Consider the following 18,488-nt stretch of genomic DNA (forward strand, 5'->3'; position numbering starts at 1 on the left):
TTTCACTCATAAAAAAACGCAGCCTAAGCTGCGTTTTTTTATTCGACGATAAGCATCAAGCCTGGGTATCAACCCCACCGCCTTGAGACACCATCACCATGGCTGGGCGCAACAGCCGATCATTCAGCAGATAACCTTTCTGCATCACCAACATCACGCTATTGGCAGGATGCTCTGCGCTGGGCTGCATGCCAATGGCCTGATGCTGTTCCGGGTTAAATGGTTGGCCTAACGGATCCACCTGCTTCACCCCAAATTTTTCCACGGCGGCCAACAGCGTTTTCTGGGTCAATTCCACCCCTTCAAACATGGCTTTGGTGGTCTCATCGGCTTTATCCGCCCCCACCAAAGCACGTTCCATATTGTCGATCACTGGCAGCAGCTCGTTAACGAATTTTTCCAGAGCAAACTTATGGGCTTTTTCTACATCCTGTGCCGCACGGCGACGGACATTGTCGGCTTCGGCAGCAGCACGTATCACTGAGTCTTGCTGCTCCAGAACTTTTGCCTGGGCTTCAGCTAATGCTTTTTCCAGTTCTTCAATACGGAAGTTGGCCTGGGTCAGTTCATCCACCACACTGGCATCTGCCGCCTGTGCGTCTGCGGCATGACTTGGCGCAGCGACTGTTTCATCCATCTGCACTGGTTCTGCTTTATGTGATTCGTTGCTCATTTTCACTCCGGCTAAAAATGCTTTAAATGCTTTGTTTCTGCATACTCTGCGCATATTATGGGGATCAATTTCGCTGTTTCAACCCTGGGCTTCCAAAAAGTATGCTCTCCGAATTCCACACTATCGGTCTGATAGGCAAACCACACCATCAAGGCACGACCCAGACACTCAAACGTTTGTTGCACTGGCTGCAGGCTCGCCATCATCAAGTTTTGGTTGAAGAACGTGTCGCGTCCGAACTTGGTCAGGGGGTAGAAGCCGTCGATTTACTGGAAATTGGCGAACGCTGTGATCTGGCGATTGTGGTCGGTGGCGATGGCAATATGCTGGGAGCGGCACGGGTGCTGGCCAAATATGATATTGGAGTTATCGGTGTCAACCGTGGGCATTTGGGGTTTCTGACTGACTTGCCGCCAGATGCCTTTGAGGAATCACTCGCCAAAGTATTAAAAGGCGAATATGAAACTGAACATCGTTTTTTGTTAGAGGCAGAAGTTCACCGTCATGGGGAACTGAAAGCGTCTAACACCGCCGTAAACGAGGCGGTACTGCACCCAGGTAAAATCGCGCATATGATTGAATACGAGGTGTATATCGACGATCAATTCATGTACAGCCAACGCGCTGACGGTATGATTGTCTCCACCCCCACCGGGTCAACCGCTTATGCGTTGTCTGCTGGCGGCGCTATCCTTACCCCCAATTTGGAAGCGCTAATCCTTGTGCCCATGTTCCCACATACACTGTCCTGTCGTCCCATTGTTGTCGATGCCTCTAGTACCATTAAACTATTGGTATCACCCGATAATGGCGAAACACTGGAAGTAGGCTGTGATGGTCATGTGACGCTGGCAGTCATGCCCGGCGATGAAATTATCATTCGGCGCAATACGAGTGAGCAACTGAAACTGATCCATCCGAAGGGGTATAACTATTTCCATGTGTTACGACATAAACTTGGTTGGGGCAGTAAGCTATTTTAATTGCTGTTTTCCGATAGAAAATCTGACAGTTACTAACACTTTTGATACTTTATTTCATAAAATGACTTTTTTTAAAGTTTCATACGCCAATCATCGACATCTCGCTCCGCCTTTTTAACCTGCTGTTAACCATCTGTTTTTAAAGCTACATTTACATTTGCTTATGTTTTATACTTATTTAGCATTGACTAATGTGATAACCATCACATTAGTTTTTACTTAATAAATCCGAACTTTTAATCAATGGTGAAAAAATCAGATCAATAACTTTCAAAAACAGATGAAATAATGCTTATAAATGAAAATGCCACATAAATAATCAAAACATCATTCCTTTACAGCATTATCTATTAAAAACACTTGTGATATTAATCACAAATAATACAATTGCTTTCCTGCGTAAGTTCTCATAGCCGCAAAATGCCTTTCTTCAGCTGCTTCTAGATGATCCAGATCATGTTGACGCTGCAAGAATTAGCAAAGATTATCCACACATAACTAAATAACCGGCTGACATCCATTTGGGGGAGCAGACCGGAATAATGACAACAACTACAAGCAACATGAAAACAAGAGGCAAACATGACCTTTCTGCAACTTCTAGCTAGTCTTAGCCCAGTAATCAGCGTCATGCTGTTCCTGGTGTTGTTACGTATGCCAGCGTCCAAAGCGATGCCCATCTCTATGGTGATCACTGGTTTGGCGGCGGCGTTTATCTGGCACATGGATACCAATCTGCTGGCAGCTTCAGTAGTGGAAGGCCTGTTGGCCGCCATCACTCCGCTGACCATCATCTTTGGTGCGGTATTCCTGTTGAACACATTGAAATATTCGGGGGCAATGGACACTATCCGCGCAGGTTTTACTAACATCAGTGCCGACGCACGGGTACAGGTCATTATTATCTGCTGGCTTTTCGGTTCTTTTATCGAAGGTTCAGCGGGTTTTGGTACACCAGCGGCAATTGCGGCACCACTGTTGGTGCTGTTGGGTATTCCGCCGGTAGCCGCTGCAGTGGTAGCGCTGATCGCTGACTCAGTATGCGTATCATTTGGCGCTATCGGTCTGCCGGTACTGTTCGGTATGGAACAGGGCCTGCTGCAAGGGGGCACCAGTATGGCAGCAGCTCAGATTGCCGAACATGGTGGAACCTATGCCGGCTATGGTCGCTTCATCGCCATGCACATGATCTCTATGGACCTGATTGTCGGTTCACTCATCCCGCTGGTAATGGTGGCGATTCTGACCGGATTCTTTGGCCGCAAGAAGTCCTTTAAAGAAGGTCTGGCCATCTGGAAATTTGCCTTGTTTGCTGGGTTAGCCTTTACCGTACCGGCATGGCTGATTAACTACTTTGCGGGTCCAGAATTTCCATCAGTGATTGGGGCGCTTGTCGGTATGGCACTGGTGATCCCAGTGGCTCGTAAAGGCTGGCTGCTGCCGAAACAACCCTGGCATGATTTTGCGGAAAATGAAGAAGGTGCAGCCGTTGCTCATGCTGAAGCCCACTTCAGTCAATTTGCGGCTTGGACACCTTATCTGATTATGGCTGCCTTACTGGTATTGTCCCGTACTGTGGCACCGCTGAAAGCTTGGTTGGCTGGCTTTAACATCAGCATTACCGGCATTATGGGCACCAGCCTGAAAGCCAGTTTTGCCACCTTGTATGCGCCTGGTGCATTCTTCGTTGCCGTATGTATTTTGGGGTTCTTCCTGTTCCGTATGAACGGTAATGCCATCAAAAACTCTGTCACCGTTTCCTGCAAATCAATGATCCCAACCATCATTTCCCTGGGTGCCTCCGTACCTATGGTGAAAATCTTCTTGAACTCAGGAGCCAACGAAGCTGGCTTGTCCTCCATGCCAGTAGCTCTCGCCAACCTGTTGGGTTCTAGCCTCGGTTCCATCTGGGAATGGGTGGCACCCATTGTGGGTATCTTCGGGGCATTCCTCTCAGGTAGTGCCACCTTCTCTAACATGATGTTCTCAGGTCTGCAGTATAGTGTTGCCGAAAATATCAACGGTAATCACACTCTCATCCTTGCGTTGCAGGGTATGGGCGCAAACGCTGGTAATATGATGTGTGTGATGAACGTGGTTGCTGCTGCAACAGTGGTAGGTATGGCAGGCCGTGAATCAGAAATTATTCGTAAAACCATGCCAGTAGCGCTGGGTTATGCCCTGCTGGCTGGCACAATCGCCTTCGTATGGGGCGGTTTTTAAACACAACATATAACAGACCGGAAGCAGGGGCCGACGTAGCCCCTGCCAACTCATGTGGGTTAATGTTCAAAAGAGATGTCTTATGTCAATCAATTATCAAGCTGTAACTGAAAGTCTGCGCCAGCTACTCGGGGAACGCGCTGTCAGTAATGACCCAGTACGACGCTTTGCCTGGTCGACTGATGCCAGTTATTTCCGCATTGTGCCGGAAGTGGTTGTTCACGCTGAATCGCTCGATGATGTGAAAAAGACCCTAGAAGTTGCCCGCCAGTATCAAGCACCGGTGACCTTCCGGGCTGCTGGGACGAGTCTTTCCGGTCAAGCGATCGGCGAAGGTATTTTGCTAATGCTGGGATTTGATGGTTTCCGTACCATTAATATCAGTGCCGATGCCAATAAGGTGACGTTGGGCGCGGCTGTCATTGGTGCCGATGCTAATGCGGCATTGAAGCCCCTGAATAAAAAGATTGGCCCTGACCCAGCAACGCTGACATCAGCCATGGTGGGCGGTATCGTTTCTAACAACGCTTCTGGTATGTGTTGTGGTACTGCACAAAACAGTTACCAGACAATCTCTTCTGTCAAACTGGTTTTGGCAGATGGCACTGAGTTGGACACCGGCTCTGACGCATCAAAAGCAGCGTTCCGCAAATCGCATGGCGAATTGTTAGAATCGCTGAAGAATTTGGGCGAAATGGCGCGTGCCAATGAAGCGCTGGCAGCGCGCATTCGCAAAAAATATGCAATTAAAAACACTACAGGTTACAGCCTGAACTCGCTAGTAGATTTTGAAGACCCGTTTGACATTATCAACCACGTATTAGTCGGTGCCGAAGGGACGCTGGCCTTTGTTAACGAAGTGACCTATCACACCGTCGATGAAGCCAAATTTAAAGCCTCAGCACTGGCAGTATTCTTCAATATGGAAGATGCCGCTCGCGCCATTCCGCCCATCCAGGGCGAAAGTGTGGCCGCAGGCGAGCTGCTGGACTGGGCCTCAATCAAAGCGGTTACCGGTAAACCTGGGATGCCAGACTGGCTCAGCCAGTTGCCGGAAGGTTCTGCAATTCTGCTGATTGAGTCTCGTGCCAACGACAAAGAAACACTGGAAAAATACACGCAGGACGTGATCCAAAAACTGTCACACATTGAGACTGAACGCCCTATCACCTTCAGTACTGATCCTGCGGTATATGGTAAATACTGGGCAATGCGCTCAGGCCTGTTCCCAATTATCGGTGGTGCGCGTCCAAAAGGCACCTCGGTTATCATTGAAGACATTGCGGTAGAAGTAGAGCATCTGGCGAGCTGCGCTCATGATCTGACCGCGCTGTTCCACCAGTTTGGTTATCATGAAGGGGTTATTTACGGCCATGCACTGGCGGGTAACTTCCACTTCATTATTACGCCGACCTTCCATTCTGAAGCCGATATCACTCGCTTCCATGACTTCATGGACGCTGTCGCTGACATGGTGATCAACAAGTACGATGGTTCAATGAAGGCCGAACACGGTACCGGCCGTGCCGTAGCGCCATTCGTGGAACTGGAATGGGGTCATGAAGCTTACACACTGATGAAGAGCATCAAGCAGATCTTCGATCCACAAGGACTGCTGAACCCTGGCGTAATCCTCAATGATGACAAACAAGTTCACGTTAAGAACATCAAGCCATGCCCGGTGGTTGATGATTTCGTAGACCGCTGCATTGAATGTGGTTTCTGTGAAAAAACCTGTCCGACTTCAGCACTGAATCTGACCCCTAGACAACGTATTGCCACCCTGCGTGAAATTGCCCGTTTAGAAGAAACCGGTGACAAAGAAGCGGCAGAAAAGATGAGGGTTGCGGCCAAATATGATGTGGTCGATACCTGCGCCGCATGCCAACTTTGTACTATCGCCTGTCCAGTAGACAACAGCATGGGGCAACTGGTACGTAAACTGCGTACCCCTTATATCACTAGCACCCAGCAGAAGGTCTTGGATTTCCAAGCAAAAAACTGGGGCGCCGTGAATACTGTGCTAAGCAGTGGCTTCAATATTCTCAACATCATCCATAAAGTGACTGGCGACAGCATCACTGGTGGTATGATGAAAGCTGGCCGGGCGCTTTCAGCCGAAGTGCCTTACTGGAATCCAGATTTCCCGAAAGGCGGTAATCTGCCACAGCCATCTACGCCAAAACCAGGTCAACCTACCGTCGTTTACTTTGCCGCCTGTGGTGGCCGTACCTTTGGCCCAACACCAGTAGACCCAGATGACCGTACCTTGCCGGATGTCGTGGTTACCCTGCTGGAACGCGCTGGTTACAATATCATCACGCCACCGAAGACTCGCAGCCTGTGCTGTGGTCAGATGTGGGAATCCAAAGGCGACTTCAAAAACGCTAACGGTAAACGTGACGAGCTGATTGAAGTACTGCGGAAAATCTCCAACAATGGTGAAATACCAATTGTGATTGATGCGCTGTCGTGCACTTACCGTACATTGACAGGCAACCCAGACTTTAAGATCCTCGATCTGGTGGACTTCCTCCACGATGAAGTGATGCCAAAGCTGAAGCTGACCAAAAAACCTAAGGTGGCACTGCATCTCGGTTGTTCAGCGCGCAAGATGCATATCGAACCGAAAATGGAAGCGATCACAGCAGCCTGTGCCGACAGCATTGTAAAACCCGCAGGTATTGACTGCTGTGGTTATGCTGGCGAAAAAGGTCTGTACAAGCCAGAAATCAATGCCACAGCCCTGCGCAACATTAAGAAATTGTTGCCAGCGGAGGTCAATGAAGGCTACTACGCCAACCGCATGTGTGAAGTGGGATTGAGCCACCACAGTGGTGTGTCGTACCGCCATCTGGCGTACCTGCTGGAAGAATGCAGCCGCTGATAAGCAGAAAATAAGGGGAGTATTTACTCCCCTTTTTCATTTATGTGATGTAATAAAATTTCGTTGGATAGATACCAATAATAAATCAAAAATAAACGATAATAATCAAATAGTTATATTTTATCATTTTTGAGAAAATATATTTTGTCATTTACTGAATAGACACTGTTGCTCTGCTAGCCGAAGGTATATATTCGCTAGCGCATACGGTAATCGGCAATCAACATAAGCTGAAGCAGTGAGCCAAACTGCCACCGGTCCGAATGTGAGCAACCTTGATAAAAGCACTAAGGAAACGCCATGAAGATAGCTTTATTTATTCCTTGCCTGGTCAATCAGCTGCTGCCACAGGTAGCGATTGCCACAACGGAGTTACTAGAAAAACTGGGACATGACGTGATACTGCCGGAAGGACAGACCTGCTGTGGTCAACCCATGACCAACTCAGGCTGTTTTAACGAAGCCCGCAGTACTGTGATGAAACTGCTTAACGCCTTTAAGGGCGTTGAATGTGACGCCATCGTCTGCCCGGCGGCCTCTTGTTTGGTGGCTGCAAAAGAAAATTTCCACGAATATGACAATAGCCCTGAAGCCAAGGCGGTCATCGACAAACTCTACGAACTGACCGAATTCCTACATGATGTGGCGCCAGTAGACAGCTTCCCACGAGCATTCCCGCATAAAGTCAGCCTGCAGTTATCCTGCCACGGGCTGCGTATGTTGGAATTAGCCAATGCCAGTGAATCCATGAAGCCTGGGTTCAACAAAATGGCAGCATTGCTGGAAAAAGTCCCTGGGGTTGAGATCCTCTATCCGGAACCGCGTGATGAATGCTGTGGTTTTGGTGGTACGTTTGCCATGGATGAAGGCGCAGTATCGGCGAAAATGGGCAATGACAAAGCGCAGGCCCATGCCAAAACTGGGGCAGAATATATCGTCGGCTTTGACCCTTCCTGCCTGATGCATCTGGATGGGCTGATCCGCCGCCACAAACTGCCGATTGAAATCCGCCATCTGGCGCAGATCCTCAACGACGCTATCTAGGGAGCCACGTGATGTCACAAGCACAAACCAGCGTTGGCCACGCCGAAAAGGCCGATATATTTTGCAAAGATGAAGCCCGTGTAGACTGGCACTCCAAAGCCCTGTGGTTATTGCGTCAGAAACGCGATCGTGCCGCAGCGGCCATCCCAGAATGGGAAGAGCTGCGGACACTTGGCTCCGAAATCAAACTGCATACCTTGACCCATCTGCCACAATATCTGGAACAGTTTGAAGCCAATTGCCAGAAAAATGGCATTATTGTGCACTGGGCCAAAGACGGTCAGGAACACAACCGCATCGTCCATGAAATCCTCAGTAAACACCAGGTGAAAAAACTGGTGAAATCCAAGTCGATGCTGACTGAAGAATGTCATCTCAATCCTTATCTGGAAAGTAAAGGGATTGAAGTCATCGATACCGACTTGGGTGAGCGCATCATTCAGCTCAACAAGCAGCCGCCATCCCATATCGTGGTGCCCGCCATCCATCTTAAAAAAGAGGAAGTGGGTGAGCTGTTCCACAACAAAATCGGCACCGAAAAAGGTGCCAGTGACCCAACCTATCTGACCCGTTCAGCTCGAGCTCACTTGCGTGAACACTTCCTGACGGCAGATGCGGGGATGACCGGGGTCAACATGGCTATTGCCGAAGACGGAGCCATCGTGGTTTGTACCAACGAAGGTAATGCTGACATGGGTTGCAATCTGCCCAAGTTGACCCTGCACTCCATGGGGATCGACAAACTGATCCCCAACAACGAAGCAGCATCAGTGCTGTTACGTACTTTGGCGCGCAATGCCATTGGTCAGTTGATCACCACTTACAGCAGTTTCTATCACGGGCCTAAACCCGGTGGAGAAATGCACGTGATCATCGTCGACAATGGTCGCAGTGAGATGCTGAAAGATAAACTCTTGGCTGAAAGTCTGAAATGTATCCGCTGTGGCGGCTGCATGAACACCTGCCCGGTTTATCGCCGCAGTGGTGGCTACAGCTATAACTATTTTATTCCTGGCCCTATCGGTATTGCCGTTGGTTCTAATCAGGACGACACCAACACTATTCCTTGGGCTTGTACCTTGTGTGGTTCCTGCACCTATGTCTGCCCGACAAAAGTACCGCTACACAACATTATTGCCTACCAGCGGCGTCTAAAAGCCGAGGCTGGCAAGCTGCCTTATGGCAAAGCTGGCTATATGCCAATGGTCGGCAAAGTGATGTCCAGCCCCACCCTGCTCAACTGTGCCATGAGTGTGGCGCGCTTCAGTCTGCGCTATCTGCCGGGGAGCCTGCTCAAGCCTTTCGCCGGAGCATGGGGTAAATACCGTGAATTGCCAAAAGCGCCCGCCTCCAGTTTTGAGGCATGGTACAAAAAGAACAGGAGCAAATAACATGTCCAGTAAAGCCGAAATACTGGCAGCGCTTAAATCAGTGGCTCTGCCTGAACATCCGATGCCCAAAGTTGAGATTGCGCCCCGTCTGGATGATCTCATCGGTCAGTATGAAGCCGGTCTTAAGGCCTGTGGCGGTACGCTCATTAGAGACAATGCGTTAGCCGCGCTGCAAAGCCAAGTCGATACGCTGATTGCCGAAGGTAAGCAGGTAATCTCCAGAGTGGATGCCGTCACCGGTAACCGTGAGGTGCCAAGCGATCCCCATGAGCTGAAAGATATCAACTATGCGGTGATCCCAGGGCAATTGGGCGTTGCAGAGAATGGTTCTATCTGGGTAACAGAAGATCTCGCCGGGATCCGCATTGCCCCATTCATCTGTGAAAACCTGATGCTGGTACTGAAAGCGGAAGATATTGTTGCCAACATGCACCAAGCGCTGGCAAAAATCAGCTTGGATAATACCGGTTTTGGCGTGTTCATTGCTGGTCCATCAAAAACCGCCGACATTGAACAAGCACTGGTCATTGGTGCCCACGGTGCTTGTACCTTGAACGTGTATTTGGTTTAACAGCCAAGCCTGTCAATAAAGCCGCAGCAATGCGGCTTTTTGCTAACTGCAGCTAGGAATTTCTGATACCTATAGTGGTTAACATGTCATAGAGAATTACGGCAACAGTCACCGAAGGGGCTACCCCTTATTTTCAGAAGCACAGCACAAGCAGCTGTAATACCAGACAAGCAACAACGCCAGCGAGAATATCATCAGCCATAACGCCAAGACCGCCTTTTACGTTTCTATCCAACCAGCGGATCGGCCAGGGTTTGAGAATGTCGAAAAAGCGGAACAGCACAAAACCGATCAGCGGCCATTGCCAGCCGACAGGAGCCGCCAGCATGGTCAATAGATAACCTGCGACTTCATCCCAGACAATCGCCTTGTGGTCATGCACACCAAGATCGCGGCAGGTTTTGTCGCAGATATAAATCCCCGCAACACAAACAATAAGGGTGACAATGACATAGGTCGATAATGGCAACAAGCTAAGCAATAGATACAAGGGCACGGCAGCCAAGGTACCAAAAGTGCCAGGAGCGATGGCAGCCAAACCACTACCAAAACCCAGTGCCAGAAAATGGATAGGGTTGCGCAGACTAAGCGCTGCCAGTGTCTTGTCTTTAGAAAAAAAACTCATTGAAAATGCTCGAACCCACGTTGCGTTGGTACAAACTCTTCACCCTTGAACTGCAATTTGAGTTTGTTAACTGGCTGGATCTGACCTATTTGGGTAAAACGTACCCCGGCATGACTCAACGCTGTATCCAAAGCGCCCCGCTGGGCTTCTGGTACAGTAAACAGCAGCTCATAGTCTTCACCGCCACACAACGCATAATTAAGTGCCGTTTCCAGCGTCACGCTATCACGCATTGCTGGTGATAACGGTAATTTCTCCACATCGATCACCGCCCCGACACCGGAAGCCTTCAGTACATGACGGATATCGGAATTAAGCCCGTCAGAAAGATCAATGGCGCTGGATGCTAGGCCGCGTAGCGATTGCCCAGCTAACACTCGTGGTGACGGATGGTAGTGCCGATTAATCAGAAATTCGCGGTGCTCATTACTGGTGCTTTGCCTGCCCTGTAGAATATTCAGCCCCAAAGCAGAATCACCCAAAGTCCCGGTGACGTAGATCCAGTCGCCGGGTTTGGCGCCTTTACGGGTCAGTGCTTTACCTTCTGGCACCTGCCCGTGTACCGTGATAGTGATGGATTTCGGGCCTCGAGTAGTATCACCACCTACCAGTGAAATCATATAGTAATCAGCCGCTTCAAATAAACCTGCGGCAAAGCCCTGCAACCACACATCATCGGCGCTTGGCATGGTAAGCGCGAGTGTCATCCAAGCGGGTTCTGCGCCCATAGCCGCCAGATCTGACAGATTGACCGCTAGCGCTTTATAGCCCAACGCCTGAGGTGGCATTTGTGGTAAAAAGTGTACATTTTCCACCAGCGTATCGGTGGAGATCGCCAGCAGTTTATTTTCTGCTGGTTTTACCAGCGCACAATCGTCACCGATGCCTAGTTTCACATCCTTGCGATGCTGACTCTGGCCGGTAAAGTAATGTTCTATCAGTTGGAATTCTTTCATTGTTACTCTGGCCGTCGCCGACCTCCCGTCTGGCAATGAAAAAAACGGTACCCGAAGATACCGTTTATCGAGTCCCGCAATTACTTGCTATTAACTAGCTTATCCAGAATACCGTTAACGAACTTATGGCTGTCTTCCGCACCAAAGGTCTTCGCCAGTTCGATGGCTTCGTTAATCACTACTTTGAACGGGGTATCCTTGCGGTACTTCAGTTCAAACGCAGCCAGTCGCAAAATCGCTTTTTCGATCGGATCAACTTCAGCCAACGGACGCTGTTCCAGATAAGGCGTCACCAGCTTATCCAACTCAGCCTGTTTGCCAGCTGTACCAACAAATAACTCGCGAAAATAGGGCACATCAACCCCATCAATGTTCTGCTCGGTCAGAAACTCGTGTTCAACGTCTGCAATATTGTTCCCGCTCAACTGCCATGAGTACATGGCCTGTACCGCTAAACGGCGGGCTCTGCGGCGCTCAGAAGGTTTCATGCTATTTCCCGTTACAGATGTTGCTCAAGCTGTTGCAGCACGTTGATCATTTCCAGCAAACTCAGCGCAGCTTCTCCGCCTTTGTTCCCAACTTTGACGCCAGCACGGTCAATCGCTTGTTCGATGGTGTCAGTGGTCAACACGCCGAAAGAGACCGGCACGTCAAATTCCAGAGCTACATGCGCCAGACCTTTGTTGCATTCACCAGCAACAAAGTCAAAATGTGGTGTACCACCCCGGATCACCGCACCCAGTGCAATAATGCCATCAAACTTACCGCTGGCAGCAACACGACGCGCGGTCAACGGCAACTCATAAGCACCAGGAACTCGCACCACAGTGATGTTGTCTTCGTTCACCTGGCCAAAACGTTTCAGTGTATCCAGTGCCCCTTCCAACAGGCTGTCCACGATAAAGCTGTTAAAGCGGGACACTACAATTGCCACTTTGGCATTTTTTGCTTCGATATTACCTTGAACCACGTTCATGTCGTTACCTAACTAAACTAAAGAGCACCCAGCTAAGGGCAAAAATTGGCGCTATGATAGCATGCAATCCCCACCTGCGCCGCTGAGATTTACGAAATATCGTTTAATTACCGTCGGTGTCGTCCGGAATATATTCCGTCACTTCCAGTCCAAAACCGCCCAACGAGTGATAACGCTTCACTGAACTCAGTAAACGCATGCGCTTAACACCTAGAGCAGCCAATATCTGTGAACCGACCCCGACTCGTTGTGAGGTTTTCTGCAGGCGTGGAGGTAGCAGTTGCTCACCTTTGTCTTCGGCCTCAAAGGCTTTCACCTTGGCAATAATATCGGCCATTGGTTCCTGATTGCCTAGCAGCAACATCACGCCGCCCTCTTTGCCAATCAGCGACATCGCCTTATCCAGTGGCCAGCTGCGAGCCTCATCACGTTCGGAATACAGCAAGTCATGGAAGGTATTTTGCAGATGTACCCGTACCAGCAGATTATCCTGGATCTCGCCACGCACCATCGCATAGTGGAGTTGGTTATCGATGGTGTCGCGGAAAGCGTGCAGTTCAAACTCACCAAAACGGGTGGGCAACTGGCATTTACCTTCTAGGATCACAGTAGTTTCGGTGTTGTTGCGGTACTCAATCAAATCCGCAATGGTGCCAACTTTAATACCATGCGTCTGAGCAAACGCCTCTAACTGAGGCCGCCGAGCCATAGTGCCATCTTCATTAAGCACTTCCACAATCACCGCGGCAGGTTCTAATCCTGCCAGACGCGCTAAGTCACATCCGGCTTCGGTATGGCCCGCGCGCACTAACACGCCACCATCCTGTGCCATCAACGGGAAGATATGACCTGGCTGCACCACATCTGAAGGTTTGGCGTGTTTGGCAACCGCTTTTTGCACAGTTACGGCACGATCATGAGCACTGATGCCAGTGGTAACGCCTTCGGCCGCTTCAATGGAAACGGTAAAGTTGGTGGCAAAAGGGGCGCCGTTATCGCGTACCATTAGTGGCAAATGCAACTGTTGACAACGGGCCTTGGTCAAGGTCAGGCAGATAAGTCCTCGGCCATAGCGGGCCATAAAATTAATGGCTTCCGGGGTGATCTTCTCAGCGGCAATGATAATGTCACCTTCGTTTTCCCGGTCTTCATCATCCATCAGGATCACCATTTTGCCCTGACGAATATCTTCGACGATCTCTTCAATACTGTGTAACGCCATGATACAACCCCATGTACAAACTTCAGGTTACATTCCGCGAAGTCATGCGCGGCACGGCTTTGCGGTAATTAAGTGTGATGAATTCTAACGGGTATTCGGCCAAGCTCCAGTGCATAACCAGAAAAATGCGACTTGCTAGCGGATAAATCCGGCTCTAGCGAGTTGCGCTAACGAAACGCCCGCTGTCGATTGCGTGGTTGCAGTCTGTTGCATCAACCGCTCCAGATAGCGCGCAATCTGATCCACTTCCAGATTCACGCTATCGCCGACTTTCAATAGCGGCAATGTGGTTTCGCCAGATGTGTGCGGCACGATGGTCAGCCGGAAACGCTCACCGCTAACTTCATTAACCGTCAGACTAACGCCATCAATGGCAATTGAGCCTTTGTGAGCAATATAACGCGCCAACGCCTGTGGCGCCTCCAGCCAGTATTCAGTAGCCTGACCGCGAGCACTCACTTCCACGACCCGCGCCTGTCCATCCACATGCCCACTGACCAGATGTCCGCCTAAGCGGGTGCTGGGGGTCACCGCTTTTTCCAGATTCACTGCCTGGCCGACCTGGTAATGATTGAAACCAGTGAGGCTAACGGTTTCCGCCGAGATATCGGCAACATAGCCGTCAGTTAAACGTTCCACCACGGTCAAACACACGCCATTGGTGGCAATGCTGTCACCCAACTGCACATCGCTTAAATCCAACTTGCCGCTGGCTACGGTCAAACGAATATCATCACCACGACGTTCGATACGACGAAGATGCCCGACAGCTTCAATGATCCCGGTAAACATGATTAGTACCCTATTTTCAGCGTCAGACGATTATCAACGCCGACTTTCCGTTGTTCAATTAATTGTAAGGCTGGGATTTCCGACAACTGTTGGTATGGCGGCAACTGCAACAGATTACGGCCTGCCGCCCCAAGTATTTTGGGCGCTTGATACAAGATGAGTTGATCAGCCAAGCCACAACTCACAAAAGCACCACACAAGGTTGCCCCAGCTTCGACGAGTACCGAATTGCAGCTTTTACCCAGATATTGCAACAATGCCGCTAAGTCCACACGGCCATCGATACCGGGGAGCTGCACACACTGCACATGTGCTGGTAGCGCCTCGCAGAATTCCGCAGGATATGGCTGGCAGCTGACCAGCAGCACCGCGCCAGATAACTGCAACAATCGGGCATCAAGCGGCATCCGACACGCGCTATCCAGCACCACACGCAAGGGCTGTATAAGCGCATCTTCGCCAAGTTGCTGCCGTAAATATCCCAACTCCTGGTAACGCACGTTCATTGACGGGTCATCCGCCAATACTGTCTCAATCCCGGTAATAACGGCGCAGTTTAATGCCCGCAGCCGCTGCACATCCTGCCGAGCTGCCGGGCCGGTAATCCACTTTGACTCACCGTTAGCCAAGGCAGTTTTACCATCAAGACTTGCCGCCAACTTCAGCGTGACATAAGGACGGCCGCGTTCCATTCGCGATAAAAATCCTGGATTCAGCTGTCTGGCTTCATCCGCCATCAAACCACTGACAACCTCAATTCCCGCATCTTGCAGCATGGTAATACCACGCCCAGCGACTTGTGGGTTGGGATCGGTCATGGCAATCACCACCCGTTGCAAGCCATGTTCAATTAAGCCTTCGGCACAGGGAGGCGTACGCCCGTAATGGCTGCAAGGTTCCAGCGTGACATAGGCGGTGGCTCCTCGGGCTTTATCACCCGCCATGCGCCAAGCGTGCACTTCGGCATGTGGGCCGCCTGCACGTTGATGCCAGCCTTCACCGACAATTGTACCGTGACTATCAATGATAACGCAGCCAACGTTGGGATTGGGGCGGGTGGTATAACGGCCACGGCGTGCCAACATAATGGCACGGCTCATCATGGCAATATCAGTAGTTGACCACATGATTACTTCTTCTGCAGGCTGGCGATAGCTTCGCCGAACTCCGAGACATCCTCAAACGCGCGATACACAGACGCAAAACGGATATAAGCGACTTTATCCAGTTCAATCAGTTGATCCATCATCAGGTTACCAATCATCTCGGAGGTCACTTCGCGCTCACCTGTAGCGCGCAATGCCGATTTAATCTTGTTGATAGCCTCTTCGATTTTATCGATGGACACCGGGCGTTTTTCGGCCGCGCGTAACATGCCACCACGCAGTTTGTCTTCATCAAACGGTTGGCGGGAACCATCGCGTTTGATAACTCGGGGCATGACTAACTCTGCACTTTCAAAGGTAGTGAAACGCTCGTGGCATAAGGTGCACTCGCGCCGACGGCGAACCTGATGTCCATCAGCCACTAACCTTGAATCAATCACTTTGGTATCGGTCGCACTGCAAAATGGACAATGCATCATGCCTCCTGCGCAAGTCAACGGGACCGTTTCTTAACGGAACAGAAACAAAAATGGCCGCTGAATGCAGCGGCCATGCCAGTTTAATCGATCTCCCTGAAAAGGTTAACCGTAAACAGGGAAGCGGGCGCACAGTTCCAGCACTTTGGCTTTAACGGCGGCAATCACAGCTTCATCGTTGGCGTTATCCAAGACATCACAGATCCAGCCAGTCAACTGCTTGGCTTCCGCTTCTTTGAAGCCTCGGCGAGTAATAGCGGGAGTGCCAATACGGATACCGGAAGTCACGAAAGGTGAACGTGGGTCATTAGGCACTGAGTTTTTGTTAACGGTGATATTGGCGCGACCAAGGGCTGCATCGGCTTCTTTACCGGTCAGTTCACGGCCAATGAGATCTACCAACATCAGATGGTTGTCAGTGCCACCAGAAACGATTTTGTAGCCACGTTCCAGGAACACTTCTACCATCGCCTTGGCGTTGGTCACAACCTGCTGCTGATAAGCCTTGAATTCAGGTTCCAGCGCTTCTTTGAAGGCCACCGCTTTACCGGCAATCACATGCATCAGTGGGCCACCCTGACTTCCTGGGAATACCGCTGAGTTGAGTTTCTTATACAGATCTTCATCATCGGCAGCAGACAGGATCAAACCACCGCGCGGCCCCGCCAGTGTTTTGTGCGTAGTAGTAGTCACCACGTGTGCGTGAGGGATAGGGCTTGGGTAAACACCCGCAGCTACCAGACCGGCAACATGTGCCATATCCACAAACAGGAATGCACTGACTTTATCAGCAATTTCACGCAATTTGGCCCAGTCAACGATGCCAGAATAAGCCGAGAAACCACCAATGATCATCTTGGGCTTATGTTCTAAGGCTAACGTTTCCAGCTCAGCGTAATCAATTTTACCTTGCTCATCCACACCGTAAGGAATGATGTTGAACAGCTTGCCAGAGAAGTTAACTGGAGAACCATGTGTCAGATGACCGCCGTGGGCTAGATTCATCCCCAATACGGTGTCGCCAGGCTGCAACAGCGCCATATAAACGGCATAGTTAGCCTGCGAACCTGAATGCGGCTGCACATTGGCGTAAGTGGCACCAAACAGCTGTTTAGCGCGGTCAATCGCGAGGTTTTCTACTACATCCACATACTCACAACCGCCATAGTAACGCTTGGCGGGGTAGCCTTCGGCATACTTGTTGGTTAACTGCGAGCCTTGGGCCTGCATGACCCGTGGACTGGTGTAGTTTTCGGAAGCAATCAGCTCAATGTGTTGTTCCTGACGACGGTTCTCATCTTCAATAGCCTGGAACAGCTCCGCATCATAATCGGCGATGTTCATACTCTTCTTCAGCATTGGTTACTCCAGCTGGACAGTCTTATCGGTAGGGTTGCGCGTATTCTACTCTGCTCTGCGTCACAATCCCAGCGCAGAGGCTGATGAAAATCCTTCTGCTGGAAGATGACAGTGTTTCACTTTGCGAACAGCAACAGTCGTTTTTTAACGCGTCAGCCAATGACTTGCAATACCCTAACAGCAATGCCAGTATCAGGAAACCCTGAGATACCGTTTAAAGATAAGCATCAGATATGAAAGCGTTATTATCACCGTTGTTGCTACTGACACTGCTTACCGGCTGCGCCAGTTATGTGGCCAATCGGATAGCTGAACCAAAACGCCACCCCGCGGTGATAGCGGCACCACAGGCATTTTATCGTGCGACGAAACTGCAACTGCATGACGACTGCCAATCTCCCTGTATTCACTATGTTAGCGGCAATCCTTGGACTGAATTACCGCCACACGACGCCGAAATTCAGGACAATGTGTTTGGCGGCAAAACCGAAATCTCGGCCAGTCACTTTCAGGCCCACGGAACGGTGGTGTTACTGCACGGTTACGGTGATAACTGGAGCTGGATGACGCCTTGGAGTTTCTATTTCCAGAGCCGAGGTTTTCACACATTGATGCCAGATTTACCCGGTCAGGCGGGCACCACTGTGGCCGATTTCAGTTTCGGTGCCCGAGATGTCAACTATCTGGAGCCTTGGCTTAATCAGCAGCAGGCACCACATCCATTGATAGTTGTGGGGCATTCCATGGGGGCAATAAGTGCCACTTATCTGGCGAAAGCCGTGGATGCGGAGGCACTAGTGTTATTAGCACCGAGTAGCCCGCTAGCACAAGCGGCTCCCAGTGCCGCAAGAGCCTTTAATCCCTTGTTAAGCTTGCTGGTACCCAATGCCAGTATTAATGCCGGCACCCAACAAGCATTGAGACAACTGCAGATTGAAGATGTTGATACCGATCTTCGCATCATGCTTAACGGTTGGAACAAACCGACATTGGTTGTCAGTGCGCAACAAGACGAGGTGATTTCGCGTAGTTGGCCAGCGCAATTACATAGTCTGCAAATGCAACAATATCAGCAACAAGGCAATCACATGGCCGTGCTAAAACCGGGTAAGCAAGAACAACAGTTAATGGATACATGGCTCAGAGCAGTGCTGCACAGTGGTTGCCAACAGCCACCGTGCAGTAATGCCGTTAGCAACTGAGA

Annotated in this window: 18 protein-coding genes; 8 read left to right on the top strand and 10 right to left on the bottom strand. The window is 50.3% G+C overall.

The window, feature by feature from the left end; genetic code table 11:
* Positions 1 to 55: 55 nt before the first annotated feature.
* On the bottom strand, positions 56 to 673 hold the full coding sequence (gene grpE, locus IE064_RS15955; RefSeq protein WP_133040607.1) for a nucleotide exchange factor GrpE: 618 nt from the start codon (positions 671 to 673) through the stop codon (positions 56 to 58).
* 101 nt (positions 674 to 774) lie between these two features.
* Here grpE and nadK point away from each other — a divergent pair, with 101 nt between their 5' ends.
* The 6 genes from nadK to IE064_RS15985 all read left to right on the top strand — a co-directional run bounded on the left by nadK (position 775) and on the right by IE064_RS15985 (position 9,772).
* Positions 775 to 1,656, top strand: a complete 882-nt coding sequence (gene nadK / locus IE064_RS15960) for an NAD(+) kinase (RefSeq protein ID WP_133040606.1) — start codon at positions 775 to 777, stop codon at positions 1,654 to 1,656.
* Positions 1,657 to 2,238: 582 nt separating this feature from the next.
* Positions 2,239 to 3,879, top strand: a complete 1,641-nt coding sequence (locus IE064_RS15965) for an L-lactate permease (protein ID WP_133039235.1) — start codon at positions 2,239 to 2,241, stop codon at positions 3,877 to 3,879.
* A gap of 82 nt (positions 3,880 to 3,961) precedes the next feature.
* Entirely contained in the window at positions 3,962 to 6,766 is a 2,805-nt protein-coding gene (locus tag IE064_RS15970) for an FAD-binding and (Fe-S)-binding domain-containing protein (RefSeq protein ID WP_189618713.1), read from the top strand.
* A 300-nt stretch (positions 6,767 to 7,066) separates the two neighbouring features.
* A complete protein-coding gene (locus IE064_RS15975) occupies positions 7,067 to 7,810 on the top strand; it encodes a (Fe-S)-binding protein (protein ID WP_189618714.1) in 744 nt (247 codons plus the stop codon).
* Between the two features lie 11 nt (positions 7,811 to 7,821).
* The gene (locus IE064_RS15980; RefSeq protein WP_189618715.1) at positions 7,822 to 9,201 is read left to right on the top strand and encodes a lactate utilization protein B; all 1,380 of its coding nucleotides are present in this window, start codon (positions 7,822 to 7,824) and stop codon (positions 9,199 to 9,201) included.
* A 1-nt stretch (position 9,202) separates the two neighbouring features.
* The gene (locus IE064_RS15985; RefSeq protein WP_189618716.1) at positions 9,203 to 9,772 is read left to right on the top strand and encodes a LutC/YkgG family protein; all 570 of its coding nucleotides are present in this window, start codon (positions 9,203 to 9,205) and stop codon (positions 9,770 to 9,772) included.
* Positions 9,773 to 9,905: 133 nt separating this feature from the next.
* Here IE064_RS15985 and IE064_RS15990 read toward each other — a convergent pair whose 3' ends face one another.
* The 9 genes from IE064_RS15990 to glyA form a co-directional block, all read right to left on the bottom strand.
* Positions 9,906 to 10,397: a phosphatidylglycerophosphatase A family protein gene (locus IE064_RS15990; protein WP_189618717.1), complete on the bottom strand. Its 492-nt coding sequence runs from the start codon at positions 10,395 to 10,397 to the stop codon at positions 9,906 to 9,908.
* Positions 10,394 to 11,353, bottom strand: coding sequence for a thiamine-phosphate kinase (gene thiL / locus IE064_RS15995; RefSeq protein ID WP_189618718.1), 960 nt, complete (start codon positions 11,351 to 11,353; stop codon positions 10,394 to 10,396). The genes IE064_RS15990 and thiL overlap by 4 nt, the downstream gene beginning before the upstream one ends.
* 80 nt (positions 11,354 to 11,433) lie before the next feature.
* Complete coding sequence (gene nusB / locus IE064_RS16000; protein ID WP_189618719.1) at positions 11,434 to 11,841, bottom strand: transcription antitermination factor NusB; 408 nt, start codon at positions 11,839 to 11,841, stop codon at positions 11,434 to 11,436.
* An 11-nt stretch (positions 11,842 to 11,852) separates the two neighbouring features.
* On the bottom strand, positions 11,853 to 12,329 hold the full coding sequence (ribH, locus tag IE064_RS16005; protein WP_133039243.1) for a 6,7-dimethyl-8-ribityllumazine synthase: 477 nt from the start codon (positions 12,327 to 12,329) through the stop codon (positions 11,853 to 11,855).
* Positions 12,330 to 12,432: 103 nt separating this feature from the next.
* A complete protein-coding gene (gene ribBA, locus IE064_RS16010) occupies positions 12,433 to 13,551 on the bottom strand; it encodes a bifunctional 3,4-dihydroxy-2-butanone-4-phosphate synthase/GTP cyclohydrolase II (RefSeq protein ID WP_189618720.1) in 1,119 nt (372 codons plus the stop codon).
* Between the two features lie 135 nt (positions 13,552 to 13,686).
* Positions 13,687 to 14,343, bottom strand: a complete 657-nt coding sequence (locus IE064_RS16015; RefSeq protein WP_189618721.1) for a riboflavin synthase — start codon at positions 14,341 to 14,343, stop codon at positions 13,687 to 13,689.
* Between the two features lie 2 nt (positions 14,344 to 14,345).
* Positions 14,346 to 15,470 carry a bifunctional diaminohydroxyphosphoribosylaminopyrimidine deaminase/5-amino-6-(5-phosphoribosylamino)uracil reductase RibD gene (ribD, locus tag IE064_RS16020; RefSeq protein ID WP_189618722.1) on the bottom strand — a complete coding sequence of 375 codons (1,125 nt, stop codon included), beginning with the start codon at positions 15,468 to 15,470 and terminating at the stop codon, positions 14,346 to 14,348.
* Between the two features lie 2 nt (positions 15,471 to 15,472).
* Positions 15,473 to 15,925 (bottom strand): transcriptional regulator NrdR, encoded by a 453-nt coding sequence (gene nrdR / locus IE064_RS16025; RefSeq protein WP_133039304.1) that lies wholly within the window; start codon positions 15,923 to 15,925, stop codon positions 15,473 to 15,475.
* A 105-nt stretch (positions 15,926 to 16,030) separates the two neighbouring features.
* The gene (glyA, locus tag IE064_RS16030; RefSeq protein WP_189618723.1) at positions 16,031 to 17,284 is read right to left on the bottom strand and encodes a serine hydroxymethyltransferase; all 1,254 of its coding nucleotides are present in this window, start codon (positions 17,282 to 17,284) and stop codon (positions 16,031 to 16,033) included.
* 83 nt (positions 17,285 to 17,367) lie between these two features.
* Here glyA and IE064_RS18250 point away from each other — a divergent pair, with 83 nt between their 5' ends.
* Positions 17,368 to 17,490: a hypothetical protein gene (locus IE064_RS18250; protein WP_268244784.1), complete on the top strand. Its 123-nt coding sequence runs from the start codon at positions 17,368 to 17,370 to the stop codon at positions 17,488 to 17,490.
* 27 nt (positions 17,491 to 17,517) lie between these two features.
* Complete coding sequence (locus tag IE064_RS16035) at positions 17,518 to 18,486, top strand: alpha/beta hydrolase (protein WP_189618724.1); 969 nt, start codon at positions 17,518 to 17,520, stop codon at positions 18,484 to 18,486.
* Positions 18,487 to 18,488 lie beyond the last annotated feature (2 nt).

Origin of the sequence: Shewanella fodinae, from assembly GCF_014651955.1 — a bacterium.
In the GTDB taxonomy this organism is placed as follows: Bacteria; Pseudomonadota; Gammaproteobacteria; order Enterobacterales; family Shewanellaceae; genus Shewanella; species Shewanella fodinae.